Genomic DNA, 12,704 nt, shown 5'->3' with positions numbered 1-12,704 from the left:
ACCATTGCTGCGTCGGCTTCCACCCCTGGCTCACGATTCAGTCGGCGCGGTGGCTCAGTTTTACCTCGGCGCCAACACCCGAGCACCAGCAGCAACGGAAACAGGTGCTCCGCATAGGCCGCAAGGTGCGCGGCGATCTCGGGCGGAATCAGCGGCAGCTTGTATTCGGTGCTGAAGAGGTAATAGGCGCTGTCGGTCAGCGTGAGGAAGCCCTCGACCTTGGTGCGGCCCGACAGGAAGAAGATCGCGGCGACAGCCACGCGCGCGGCAAGCGCGAGCAGGTCGTGCGGCACCATGCGCGTGAGCAGATCGGCGGCCGCGTTCCAGCGTGCGAGCAGGCCGGCGCGGGGGCCGCGCTCCACGTTCGGCATGGCGTGGGTGCGAAGGCGGCTGCTGTTGTTGTTGTTCATGAAGGTCTTCCCGTTGAAACGATGGAGGCCTGCGCACCAACGAAGGCGCCGGCGCGCAGCAGGATGCCGAAGGTGGCGGCCAGGTCGGCGCCAGGGTCGGCCAGCAGCGCTTCCTCGGCAGCGTCGGCCAGCCTCGCGCCTTCGGCGCAGGCGTCGAGGAACACGCAGCCGGCGCGCGGGATCTCCTGCCACTGGACGGTGTCGTGCGGCCGCGTGAGCAAGGCGCCCTCCCCTTGCCAATCCAGTTCCTCGTCGACTGGATCGTGCCGGCGATTGCGTTCCCAGATGCTGAAGATCGGCTGGTCCGGGAACCAGGCCCAGCGGGCCGCCGGATGCGGCTCGAGCACCAGCGTGGCCAGATCGCGGCCGGCCACCCAGCCGGCATCGGCCACCGGCGCGTCCGTCGCGACGTGGGCTTCGCGCCAGAAGGCATCGAGCTGCGCCACGCCGGGCAAGTAGACGAGTTCGCCAGCCGGCTCGAACTGGCGCAGGAAATCGGCAAAACCATGGCCGTAGTGCAGCAGCCGGCCATCCTGCGGCGCTTCGACGGCCGCGTGGATGGCGGCCGCGGCGCGGAACCATTCCTCGCCGACGAGCCGAACCACCGCGGGAAAGTTGGCTTGCAGCGTGTCGATGCAGCCCTTCATGACGGTGTTGCGGTACACCGCGAAAGCGGGTTGCCCCGCCAGCGCCTGCATCTCGGGCGCAACGGCGCCGGGCGCGGCAAACAGGGCCTGCGCAAAGGCTTGCTGGAAGTCGCCAAGGGTCGTGTTCATGCGATGGACTCCTGTAGGACTGTCTCGCGTGTGAGTTCTTCTGCCGCCTGCCCGCGTTCGGCCATCAACTCGCCGAAGCCCGGCAGGTTGCCGTCGCGCTCGACCAGCGTGGGCCGCGCACCTGCGCGCTCGATGAAGCGGCGGTAGAGCTGCCAGACCTCGGCCGCGACCGGCGCATCGTGCGAATCGATCAGCAAGGTTTCACCCAACGCCGGATCGGTGCTGTGGCCCGCCAGATGGACCTCGCTGACCAGCGCGTGCGGAAAGCGGTCGATCCACTCGTCGGCGGAGAAGCCGAGATTGCGCGCAGAGACGTAGACGTTGTTGATGTCGAGCAGCAGCGAGCAGCCGGTGCGCCGTGCCAGCTCGCGCAGGAAATCGATCTCGTCCCATTCATGCCCGTCGATGCGCAGATAGTGCGACGGGTTCTCCACTGCGATGGCGGTGCCGAGCGCATCCTGCGTGCGCGCGATGTTCGCGGCGATGCGCTTCAATGCGGCCGTGCTGCGCGGAAATGGCAGCAGGTCCGGAAAGTAGCGGCCGTCCCGTGACGACCAGGCGAGGTGTTCGGAGATCAGCGCGGGCTCGATGCGACGGGCCAGTTCGACCAGGCGCTGCAGGTGGGCGGCATCAGGCTCGGCATCGCCCGCAAGCGAGAGCGAAACCCCGTGCAGCGACACCGGATGGTGGGCCCGGATCGCTTCGAGCCATCCGAGCCGGGGCCCGCCGGCCACCATGTAGTTCTCGGGATGCACCTCGAACCACAGGCCTTGGGCGCGTGCGCCGAGCGCTGGCTCGAAATGCTCCGGTTTCAGGCCGACTCCGGCCGTGAGAACGTTCGACATGGCGGCGGCCGCCGATCAGGACTTGATCGGTGCGAGCGAGCCCATGCCCTTCGGGGTCTTGATCGTGGTGCAAGTGCCGGTGGGCACGTTCTTCCACGCATTGCCCTGGTAGTCGACCTTGGAGGTGCCTGCGCAGGTGGTGCCGGGGCCGGCGGCACAGTCGTTCTTGCCGGCCAGCGAGACGCCGTAGCACTTTTCCATCTTGGCCATCTTGTCGGCCATGGGTTTGTCTTGCGCCATGGCGGAGCTGGCGGTGAGCGCGCCCAGCGCGAGGGCGGTGATGGCGAGGGGACGGTGGATCATGGGTGTACTCCGAGGAAGGGTGTTGAACTGAACAAGCAAACCACGCGAATTGCGCGGTCGCCAGTTAGTTCTCGACCCAGCTGGAGCGGGTTACACCCCTGTCGACCCCATCTGCATGACTAATTTAACGATTGTTTCCAGCATTGCCCTCGGCGTCGCTCTTTGCCTTGTCGTCCTGCGGCGCCTTCGGCAGCTTGACCTTGGTGACTGTCACCGAAACCGGGTCGCTGGCGGGGAAGGATTCCTCGACCCCGCTGTCGAGCGCGTCTTCGCTCGGCTCCTCCTGCACCGGCGTGGATGGCTGGGGCGGCGGCTTGCCGTGATTTTCGGAGGTGGGGAAAGGAAAGGCGTTGCCCGATGTCTTTTTCGATGTCATGTGCGCTCCTGCTCAGGGTTTGGCGGCTCCCGATTGGTTTCGGATCTGAAGTTCTCGCGCAATCCGTAGGCTGCGGAGCCTTCGTGGCGGGCGGCCTCCGCGTTTCGGCGCTTCTGCTGCATGCGCTCCGGCGGCGTCGGTGCCGTGTCCTCTTCGCCCGCGGCCGAGGAACTGCTCGCGAACTTCTCGCCTGCGCCGATGTTGTCCACGCCACCGCTGGTGGTGGGACGGGTTCCGTCGCCTGAACCCATGCTGCCGGGTGTTCTGTTCATGTCGTCTGGCTCCTGCTCATCGAAGAGCGTCGGTCGTAGATGAATGAATCGATTCTGGTGACGCCCCAGCGACCCGACGTAGGACGGCGCCAGCGTCCATCGGTCGGAAGCATCCCCGCCCTGCAACACTCGGCCTGCAAACGGTTGTAATGTGATAAATTCACATTGCTAACAATATGAAACACAATGGCACGCTGAACGTAATGACAAAGAATTCATTTGTGCAGCATCGCGGCTTCACGCTCATCGAAGTGATGATCACGGTCGTCATCGTGGCGATCCTGGCCGCGGTCGCGCTGCCCAGCTACACCCGCTATGTGATGCGCGCCAAACGGACGGCTGCGCAGGCGGAGATGATGGACATCGCCAACCGACAGCAGCAGTTCCTGATGGCCAACCGCAGCTATGCGAACAAGGTCACCCTCGCGGCCAGCGGCTACACCCTGCCACCGGAGGTCGCGGCCAACTACGGCTACACGATCACGCTGCCGAGCGGCCTGGTTCCGGGCTACGTACTGACCTTCACACCCACCGGCACCCAGGAACCCGACGGCGACCTCACCCTCGACAACCAGGGCGTGAAGACGCCGGCCGACAAATGGTGACTCGGCATTCGTCGTCGGCGGCGCCCGCACGGGCGCAGCGCGGCACCTCGCTGATCGAGGTGCTTGTCACGCTCCTGATCGTCGCCTTCGGCCTGTTCGGCCTTGTCGGGCTGCAGGCGCGGCTGCAGTCGACCGAGATGGAGTCGTACCAGCGCTCGCAGGCGCTGATCCTGCTCAACGACATGGCCAGCCGCATCGCCATCAACCGCCGCATGGCCGCGAGCTATGTCACGGGCGAGCCGCTCGGCGCGGGCGATGCCTGCCCGACCGCCACCGGCACGCGCCAGCAGGTCGATGCCATGGAATGGTGCAACGCGCTGCAGGGCGCGGCCGAGACCTCGGGCGACACGCGGCTTGGCGCGATGATCGGCGGACGCGGCTGCGTCGAGGACCTGGGCAACAACGAATACCTGGTCACCGTCGCCTGGCAGGGTCTGGTGCCCATTTCTGCACCGCCCGAGGGCGTGGCCTGCGGCAAGGACCAGTACGACGTGGCGCCCACCACCGCCATGCCCTCGCCCGCCTGCTCGGCCGACCGGTGCCGGCGCACGGTGACGACGCTGGTGCGCATCGGAGCGCTGTCATGACGCAGGCGCGCGGCGCCCGGCGCTGGCACCAACACGGCCTGACGCTGGTCGAGCTGATGGTGGCGCTCGCCATCATGCTGGTGGTGCTGGCCGCGCTGATCGCGCTGTTCCTCAACGTGAGCAGCACGCAGCGCGAGATGGTCAAGGTCAACCGGCAGATCGAAGGCGGGCGGCTCAGCGTGTTCGTGCTCGAGAACGAGGTCGCGCATGCGGGCTTCTGGGAAAACTACATGCCCCAGTTCGACGACCTGACGGTCAGCGGCGTGCCCCAGAAGGTGCCGACCGGGACGGCGCCCGACCCCTGCCTGCCCTACACGGCCGCGAACTGGACCGACGATTTCAAGCGCAGCCTGCTCGACATCCCGGTGCAAGCCTACGACGCAGTGCCGGCCGGCTGTGCCGGGCTGCTGACGAACAAGAAGGCGGGCACCGACGTGTTGGTGGTGCGCCATGCCGAGCCGTGCGTCGCGGGCACGGCCGGCTGCGAGGCGGATACGGACGGCAAGCTGTATTTCCAGTCGTCTTTCTGCGGCACGCAGAAGCCGTCGGACTTCGATCTCGCGACGGCCGGCTTCGCCACCATGGCATTGAAGGACTGCACGACGCCAGCGCCCAAGCGCCGGTTCGTGGCCGACATCTACTACGTGCGCGATCACGCCGAAACGGTGGGCGACGGCATCCCGACGCTGGCGCGCTCGCGCTTCGACTTGACGCCGACCGGCCTCGCGCAGCAGGCGCCGGTGCCGCTGATCGAGGGCATCGAGGGCTTTCGCGTCGAACTGGGCCTGGACACGCTCGGCAAGACCGGTGCGGTCGTCGACTACACCACGGCCATCGCCTGGGCCGACCCGGCCAACCATTCCATGCCGACCAACCGCGGCGACGGTAGCCCCGACGGCAATTTCATCCACTGCAGCACGGCCGCGCCCTGCACCGCCGACCAGTTGATCAACGTGGTGTCGCTCAAGCTCTACGTGGTGGCGCGCAGCCTCGAGACCTCGCCCGGCCATACCGACACGCGCACCTACAACCTTGGAGCAGCCACGCTCGGGCCGTTCAACGACCGCTACAAGCGCCACGCGTTCACCACGGCAGTGCGCCTGGTCAACGTCACCGGCCGCAGGGAAACGCCGTGACGCCAGTGCCGCCCTCCTCTCTCGCCGGTCAGCGCGGCGCCGCGCTCATCGTCGGGCTGATCATGCTGGTGCTGATCACGCTGGCGGTCACGGCCGGCTTCACGCTCAGCAACACCAACCTCAAGTCGGTGGGCAACATGCAGAACCGCAATGAAGCGGTCGCGGCTGCAAATCGCGCGATCGAGGAGGTCGCGAGTTCGCTGCTGCTGCCGGGCGCCGACGGGTCGCCCTCGCTCGCGACCCCGCAGGAAACGGTGAGCCGCGTCGACATCGACAACGACGGCACGGTCGACTACACGGTGCAGGTGGCGGCACCCACCTGCGTGCGCGCAACCCGATCGACCGAGACCGGTGGCGGCGGGCTCGGCATCGGCGGCATCGGCGGCGGCGGATCGACCGCCGGCGCCGGGCTCGACGCCTTGCCCGAGCAATACAACACGGTCTGGGACATCAGCACCTCGGTGGCGCACGCGGCCAGCGGCACCACCACTGCTGTGCGCCAGGGCGTGCGGGTGCTGCTGAGCAAGGAACAGTTCCAGGCGCTGTGCGCCTCCTGAAGATCGCGACGACGACGAAGAAGAACGGATCGGCCCTATGAAAAAGAACATCATCCGCACCTTCTGCGCCGCCGCGATGCTCGCGCTCGGCCTGTCCGCGGCGTCCCGGGCGGAGGACATCGACCTGTTCGTCGGCTACAACCAGAGCGCGGCCGAGGCGCCCAACGTGCTGTTCGTGCTCGACAACACGGCCAACTGGAACCAGCCCTTCGTCGCCGAGATCGAGGCGCTGGCGAATGCCTTCAACAGCCTGCCGGAGGGCAAGTTCAAGGTCGGCGTGATGATGTTCACCGAGACCGGCGGCGGCAACTCGAACGAAGACGGCGCCTACCTGCGCGCCGGCGTGCGCCTGATGGACAAGGCCACGCAGGCCAGGTACGCCGCGCTGATCGGCAGCCTCGACAAGATCGACGACAAGTCCAACGGCGGCAAGGCCGGCAAGATGATGGCCGAGGTCTACCGCTACCTGAGCTCCGGCGCGCCGATGGCGGGCAACAACAAGGCCAAGGCCGACTACGCGGGCAACGTCTTCGGCAGCGCCGCCTCGAAGGCGGTCTATGCGCTGGGGGGCAACCCGCTCGCGGCGGTCAACAGCACGCGCTACACCGGCCCGGACACCGCCAACTGCATCGGCACCTTCGTCATCTACATCAGCAACGGTGCCGCGCAGGACAACAACGCCGACACCGTCACCTCGACCGCCGCGCTGCGCGCCGCCGGCGGCGACACCGCCACCATCCGTCTCGGCACCAGCGGCTCGCAGGAGAACGTGGCCGACGAATGGGCCCGCTTCCTGCAGTCCAGCATGGGGGTGAGCGTGTTCACGGTCGAGGCCGCCAAGGCGAGCGGCGGCCAGGGGCCGGGGTGGAGCGCGCTGCTGCAGAGCATGGCGACGGTGAGCAAGGGCGAGTATTTCGACCTCTCCGCGGAGGTCGACCTGGGCCTGGCGCTCAAGGAAACGCTCGACGACATCTTCAGCAAGATCCAGTCGGTCAACAGCGTGTTCTCGTCGGTGAGCCTGCCCGTGAGCGTGAACACCCAGGGCACGTACCTCAACCAGGTGTTCGTCGGCATGTTCCGCCCCGACGAATCGGCCTATCCGCGCTGGAACGGCAATCTCAAGCAGTACCAGCTCGGCCTCGACCGCAACAACCAGCTGATCCTGCAGGACGCGGCCGGCGCCAACGCCATCAACAACCAGACCGGCTTCATCGCGCCGTGCGCGCGCAGCTTCTGGACACCGCTGCCGAGCGACAACGACACCTACTGGCGCTTCCGGCCTGCGGGCGACTGCGTCGACAAGGCCGAAGCCGAAAGCCCCGACGGCAACGTCGTCGAAAAGGGTGCGCAGGGCTACATGCTGCGGCAGCTCGCCGTGGCCGATCGCAACATGAAGACCTGCACGCCGGGCAACTGCACGGCGCTGACGAGCTTCAGCGACGGCAACACCAACATCACCACGACCGCGCTCGGCGTCGAGACGACCACCGAGCGCGCCGCGCTGATCAACTGGCTGCGCGGCCTGGACAACAAGGGCGACGAACGCGAGGACACCGCCGGCAATCCCCTCACCTCGAGCGCCATGCGCCCCTCGGTGCACGGCGACGTGGTGCACTCGCGCCCGGTGGCGATCAACTACGGCACCGACACTGATGCGCAGGTGGTGGTGTTCTACGGCGCCAACGACGGCGCACTGCGCGCCGTCAACGGCAACCAGTCCGGCACCGTCGGCGGGGCGCCCCCCGGCGGCGAGCTGTGGTCCTTCGTGCCGCCGGAGTTCTACGGCAGCATCAAGCGCATCCACGACAACAGCCAGCGCATCAACTTCCCGGGCCTGCCCACGACGCTGGGCCCCGGCGCGCCCAAACCCTACGGCATGGACGGCCCGATGGCAGCCTACCGCGACGGCAGCACGGCCTGGCTCTACGCCAGCATGCGCCGCGGCGGCCGGCTGATCTATGCCTTCGACGTCTCGAACCCCGCGGCACCGAGCCTCAAGTGGCGCCGCGGCTGCCCGAACCAGGACAACGACACGGGCTGCGACACCGGCATGGCCGGCATCGGCCAGACCTGGTCGGCGCCCAAGGTCGTGAAGGCCAGCGGCCACGGCGATGGCAGCACGCCGGTGTTGATCTTCGGCGGCGGCTACGACAAGTGCGAGGACGTGGATGCCGCCACCGCTGCCACCGCCTGCGGCACAGGTGCCAAGGGCAACCGGATCTACGTGCTCGACGCGAACAGCGGCGAAATCCTCAACACCTTCACCACCTCACGCAGCGTCAGCGGCGAAGTGACGGTGGTGAACGACAGCGCTGGCCTCGCCGTGGTGGCCTATGCCGCCGATCTGGGCGGCAACGTGTACCGCATCAAGATCGGCAGCACCGCGCCCGGCAGCTGGACGATGACGCGGATCGCGGCGCTGGGCTGCGACACCGTGGCCACCTGCACGCCCAACCGCAAGTTCATGTTCGGCCCCGACGCCGTGGTGGACAACGGCGTGGTCGTGCTGCTGATCGGCTCGGGCGACCGCGAGAAGCCGCTGCGCTCCTACGGCGCGGCGCTCAGCGTCACGAACCGCTTCTACATGATGGTCGACAAGCCGAACGACGACAGCTGGCTCGCCAACGAAGCGACCCGCTGCAACGACAACGCGCTGCTGTGCCACGCCTCGCTGCTCGGCATCACCGGCACCGGCTCGCCCTCGACCGCCGACCTGGCCGCCCGCAAGGGCTGGTGGCTCGCGCTCGAGGCCGGCGAGCAGGTCGTGACCTCCTCGGTCACGGCTTACGGCACCACCACCTTCAACACCCACACGCCGACCAATCCGGCTGTGCGCCAGTCCTGCCGCGCCGACCTCGGCACGGCCAGGGTCTACAACGTCTCCTACCTCAATGCGGCCGGCCAGAACGCCGGGCCGCGGTTCCAGACCGTGGTGGGCGGCGGCCTGGCGCCCTCGCCCGTCGTCGGCCGCGTGAAGATCGGCAACGGCTACCGCGACGTGGTGATCGGCGCCAACCCCGATTCGTTCCTGAGCCCGAAGGGCACCGCCGTCAAGACCGCGTTCACGCAGCCCAAGGGGCGCGTCTACTGGTTCATCCAGAAGTAAGGCAAGGCACCACCCATGCGAATGCGCGGCTTCACGCTGGTCGAGTTGATGGTCACTGTCGCGGTGATGGTGGTGCTCGCCATGATCGCTGTGCCCTCCTACGACAACGTGCTGCTGTCGAACCGGCTCGGCGCCTACGCGACCGACCTGGTCGCGGCCAGCCAGCTCGCCCGCAGCGAGGCGATCAAGCGCAATGCGCAAGTGACGCTGTGCGCCTCGTCGAACGGCAGCAGCTGCGCCAGCAATGGCCAGTGGGAGGCAGGCTGGATCGTCCTCAGCGGCGGCCAGGTGGTCCAGAAGCAGGGCGCGGCCGCCAATGGCTATCGCATCCGCGACGGCGCCAGCCAGAGCGCGCTGCGCTTCGAGGGCACAGGCGTGGGCGCTACCGCCGCCACCCTTACCATCTGCCGCGCCAGCCCGGCCGGCTCGCAAGAGCGCGTGGTGAAAATCAGCGCCACCGGGCGCTCGTCGATCACCCGTTCAGCGGCCGGCAGCTGCAGCGCCGGCGGATGAGCGGTTTTTTGTGCGATCCTCCGCGGCGACGACAATAGCGCACTGACGGCGGCCGCCGCCCGCAGGCCGAAAACCGTCACCCCATCGGTTTCACACGCTTCATTTCATGGAACACCAGCTCGACTGGGCACTTGCCGCCTGCGCCCGCATCCTGCGGCCCGTGGTCAGGCTCGCCCTGGCGATGGGCGTGAAGCATCCGCATCTCGAGGTGCTGCTGCGCGACGTGCTGCTCGAGGAGGCCGCGCGTTCCTGGCGCCGCCAGGGCGTGGCCCGGCCCAACATCAGCCAGCTGTCGGTCACGACGGGGCTGAACCGCAAGGCCGTGACCGCGAAGGTCCGCGAGACCGCGGACGCCCTGCCCCACACCGAACTCTCGGCCGCGGCCAAGACCTTCACGCTGTGGCTGCAGATGGTGTCCGAGAACCTGGCCTTCCAGCGCCTGCCGATCACCGCCGAAGGCGACGACGTGCCCTCCTTCGAGACCGTGGCCCGGCTCGGCAGCCGCGGCAACGTGCACCACCGCACCATCCTCGACGAGCTGGTGCGCCTGAACATGGTCGCCGAGCAGGACGGATGCGCCGAGCTGAAGGTCGACGGCTTCGTGCCGGTGGACGACCTGCAGTCGATGCTCGCCTTCCTCGGCGACAACGGCCGCGACCACCTGCTGGCCGCCGTCTCGAACACCCTCGGCGAGCAGCCGCGCATGCTTGAGCGCGCGGTGTTCGCACGCGGCCTGAGCGCGGAAGACTGCGAAAAAATCCACCAGCTGGTGCGCGAGCGCTGGTCGGCACTGCATCTGGAACTCACGGGCGAGATGACCCGCGCGGTCAAGCGCGCGCCAGATGGCGCCAAGGGCCGGATCCGGGTCGGCATCTACACCTATTACGAAGATGAGCCGGCGCCGCAGACGCGGCCGGCCGCCCTTCCCTCGGGGCGCAAGGAAGTAAAACGATGAACATCCCAACAACCTTGGTGCGCGGCATCTTCATGGCCGCGGCGATGGCGGTGCTGCTGTCCTGCGGAGGCGGCGGCGGTGGTGGGGGCTCCGTGAGCGGGCTCGGTCTGAGCGGCGGCTATGGCACCGGTACCGGCACGGGAACCAACAACGATGGCGGTGGTGGCGGCGGCGATGGGCCGGGCGGCCCCGGAACGGGCGGCACGGGCACCGCGGGCGGCAGCGGCGGCGGTGACGGCGGCGATGGCACCTCCACCGCGGGCAACGGCACGGATGACGGTTCGGGCGTGGGCTCGGGCGGCACCGGCGTGAGTGCCGACGCGGGCATCGGCTCGGTCGGCGGCATCGGCAGCGTGATCCTCAACGGTGTGCGCTACAACACCGACACCGCGAGCTTCAGCCTCGAGGACACCGCCGAGCTGCAGATCGGCATGAGCGTGCGCATCGCCGGCAAGATCGACAGCGAGTTCACCACCGCCACGGCCCAGAGCGTGGTCTCGGCGGCCGAGCTGCGCGGCGCGGTGTCGGCGATCGACCTCGCCGGCGGCAGCTTCACGGTCATGGGCACCACGGTCAGCACCGACAACGCCACGGTCTGGGGCGATTCGACCGGCCTCGCCCAGGCGGTCGCCGGCCAGGTCGTGCAGGTGTGGGGGCTGCCCGTCGCCCCGGGCGCGCTGCGCGCCACGCGCGTCGAACTGCGGCCCAGCAACACCGCAGCGTTGGTGACCGGTGCCGTAAAGAACCTCGACCGCGGCGCCAAGACCTTCACGCTCGGCCAGCTCACTGTGAGCTTCGAGCAAGCCGCGTTCTCGGGCGGAATCGACGCGGCCTCGCTCGCCGAAGACGCGATCGTGCGCGTGCGCGGCGGCACGGCGCCCAGCTTCGGCAACTTCACGGCCAGCCAAGTCCAGGGCTGGTATGCGGTGCCCCGGCAGGCGGGCGCGGCGGTGCAGCTCGCGGGCGTGGTGAGCGGCTTCAACGGGCTGGCCAACTTCAAGCTGCTCGGCACGACCGTCGATGCTTCCGGTGCGCAGATCCCGGGCGGCCAGCAGGATTCGGTGGGCAACGGCGTCAAGGTCGAGGTCGACGGCATCATGTCGGCGAATGGCGTGCTGGTGGCAAAGAAGCTGCGCGTGCGCAACGTGCCAGGCGTCGGCGGCCCGGTCGACTTCTCGCTGATCGGCGCCATCGGCAGCTACCAGTCGGCCTCGGATTTCCGGGTGCAGGGGCGGGCCGTGGATGCCAGCGGCCCGTCGACCGTGTTCGAGAACGGCACCGTCGCCGACCTCGGCAACGGCCGCCGCGTCACCGTGGTCGGCGACAGCGTCGCGCAGGGCGTGCTGATCGCCACCCGCGTGACCTTCGCCACACCCTGAACCGCCACCGTCTCGAGCGGCACGGCCGCCCGAGGTTAAGTTTCTCGATGTGTGCGTGATACGCTTACAGGCAGTTTCGGCGATGCCGCCGAACCCGCGCCCACATCCCCTGCCTGCCGAATGACATCCGCCTTCCACATCGCGGTCCTCGACGATGAGGTCGACATCACGCTGCTGCTGGCCAACTACCTTCAGGGCCATGGCTTCCGTGTGACCCAGCTGCACGACGGCCGGTCACTGACCGCGCTGATGAGCACCGATCCGGCCGACCTGGTGCTGCTCGACCTGGGCCTGCCCGGCGAGGACGGATTCGCGATCGCGCGGCGCATGCGCGAGACTTGGCGCTGCGGGCTCGTGATCGTCACGGGCCGCGGCGACGCGGTGGACAAGATCGTGGGCCTCGAGGTCGGCGCGGACGACTACGTGACCAAGCCCTTCGACCTGCGCGAACTCGTGGCACGCATCAAGGCCGTGCTGCGGCGGCTGGCGCCCGAGGGCGCGCCGCTCGCCCGGGCGCCCGCCCCGCTGCCACCGGCAGCGGCCCCTGCGCCGGCGGCACCCGGCGGCCGGCTTTCGTTTGCCGGGTGGCGGCTCGACACCGCGGCGCGCAGCCTCTCGGACCCGCAGGGCGTCAATGTGGCGCTCACGGGCGGCGAGTTCGACCTGCTCTGTGCCTTCGTGCGTCATCCGGGCCGCGTGCTCTCGCGCGACTTCCTGCTTGAGCACACGCGCGGGCGCGAGGCGGCCCCGTTCGACCGCACGATCGACGTGCAGGTCGGCCGGCTGCGCCGCAAGATCGAGTCCGACGCCGACGATCCGCAGATCATCAAGTCGGTGCGCGGCGCCGGCTATCTCTTCGTTGCGCCGGTCATCCCGGGCTGAGG

The 12,704-nt window shown here is 68.5% G+C and carries 15 protein-coding genes; 9 read left to right on the top strand and 6 right to left on the bottom strand.

Annotation, left to right across the window (positions count from 1 at the left end; translation table 11 throughout):
* The 6 genes from AC3A6R_RS12140 to AC3A6R_RS12115 all read right to left on the bottom strand — a co-directional run.
* Positions 1–371: DoxX family protein (locus AC3A6R_RS12140; RefSeq protein WP_487864420.1), on the bottom strand; the 371-nt coding region annotated here is incomplete at its 3' end.
* 35 nt (positions 372–406) lie between these two features.
* A complete protein-coding gene (locus tag AC3A6R_RS12135) occupies positions 407–1,186 on the bottom strand; it encodes an HvfC/BufC family peptide modification chaperone (protein WP_487864418.1) in 780 nt (259 codons plus the stop codon).
* Positions 1,183–2,031, bottom strand: coding sequence for an MNIO family bufferin maturase (gene bufB / locus AC3A6R_RS12130; protein ID WP_487864417.1), 849 nt, complete (start codon positions 2,029–2,031; stop codon positions 1,183–1,185). The genes AC3A6R_RS12135 and bufB overlap by 4 nt, the downstream gene beginning before the upstream one ends.
* A 15-nt stretch (positions 2,032–2,046) precedes the next feature.
* Positions 2,047–2,334 (bottom strand): BufA1 family periplasmic bufferin-type metallophore, encoded by a 288-nt coding sequence (locus AC3A6R_RS12125; RefSeq protein WP_487859115.1) that lies wholly within the window; start codon positions 2,332–2,334, stop codon positions 2,047–2,049.
* Positions 2,335–2,458: 124 nt separating this feature from the next.
* The gene (locus AC3A6R_RS12120) at positions 2,459–2,710 is read right to left on the bottom strand and encodes a hypothetical protein (protein ID WP_487859116.1); all 252 of its coding nucleotides are present in this window, start codon (positions 2,708–2,710) and stop codon (positions 2,459–2,461) included.
* Entirely contained in the window at positions 2,707–2,982 is a 276-nt protein-coding gene (locus tag AC3A6R_RS12115; protein ID WP_487859117.1) for a hypothetical protein, read from the bottom strand. Before AC3A6R_RS12115 ends, AC3A6R_RS12120 begins: the two co-directional genes overlap by 4 nt.
* A 203-nt stretch (positions 2,983–3,185) precedes the next feature.
* Between AC3A6R_RS12115 and AC3A6R_RS12110 the strand changes: the two genes are divergently transcribed.
* The 9 genes from AC3A6R_RS12110 (at position 3,186) to AC3A6R_RS12070 (ending at position 12,702) form a co-directional block, all read left to right on the top strand.
* Positions 3,186–3,587, top strand: coding sequence for a type IV pilin protein (locus AC3A6R_RS12110; protein ID WP_487859118.1), 402 nt, complete (start codon positions 3,186–3,188; stop codon positions 3,585–3,587).
* Entirely contained in the window at positions 3,581–4,174 is a 594-nt protein-coding gene (locus AC3A6R_RS12105; RefSeq protein WP_487859119.1) for a pilus assembly protein, read from the top strand. Before AC3A6R_RS12110 ends, AC3A6R_RS12105 begins: the two co-directional genes overlap by 7 nt.
* Positions 4,171–5,310 carry a PilW family protein gene (locus AC3A6R_RS12100; protein WP_487859120.1) on the top strand — a complete coding sequence of 380 codons (1,140 nt, stop codon included), beginning with the start codon at positions 4,171–4,173 and terminating at the stop codon, positions 5,308–5,310. The genes AC3A6R_RS12105 and AC3A6R_RS12100 overlap by 4 nt, the downstream gene beginning before the upstream one ends.
* Positions 5,307–5,867 (top strand): pilus assembly PilX family protein, encoded by a 561-nt coding sequence (locus AC3A6R_RS12095; RefSeq protein ID WP_487859121.1) that lies wholly within the window; start codon positions 5,307–5,309, stop codon positions 5,865–5,867. Before AC3A6R_RS12100 ends, AC3A6R_RS12095 begins: the two co-directional genes overlap by 4 nt.
* Positions 5,868–5,904: 37 nt before the next feature.
* On the top strand, positions 5,905–8,973 hold the full coding sequence (locus AC3A6R_RS12090) for a pilus assembly protein (RefSeq protein WP_487859122.1): 3,069 nt from the start codon (positions 5,905–5,907) through the stop codon (positions 8,971–8,973).
* A 15-nt stretch (positions 8,974–8,988) separates the two neighbouring features.
* Positions 8,989–9,486, top strand: coding sequence for a GspH/FimT family pseudopilin (locus AC3A6R_RS12085; protein ID WP_487859123.1), 498 nt, complete (start codon positions 8,989–8,991; stop codon positions 9,484–9,486).
* A gap of 106 nt (positions 9,487–9,592) precedes the next feature.
* Entirely contained in the window at positions 9,593–10,441 is an 849-nt protein-coding gene (locus AC3A6R_RS12080; protein WP_487859124.1) for a DUF6502 family protein, read from the top strand.
* Complete coding sequence (locus AC3A6R_RS12075) at positions 10,438–11,820, top strand: DUF5666 domain-containing protein (RefSeq protein WP_487859125.1); 1,383 nt, start codon at positions 10,438–10,440, stop codon at positions 11,818–11,820. The genes AC3A6R_RS12080 and AC3A6R_RS12075 overlap by 4 nt, the downstream gene beginning before the upstream one ends.
* A 120-nt stretch (positions 11,821–11,940) precedes the next feature.
* Positions 11,941–12,702 (top strand): winged helix-turn-helix domain-containing protein, encoded by a 762-nt coding sequence (locus tag AC3A6R_RS12070; protein ID WP_487859126.1) that lies wholly within the window; start codon positions 11,941–11,943, stop codon positions 12,700–12,702.
* Positions 12,703–12,704 lie beyond the last annotated feature (2 nt).

It is taken from the genome of Variovorax sp. Soil_C_19 (genome assembly GCF_057657255.1).
The sequence above is the reverse complement of the archived record's forward strand: the minus strand, read 5'-3'. Positions and strand labels throughout refer to the sequence as shown.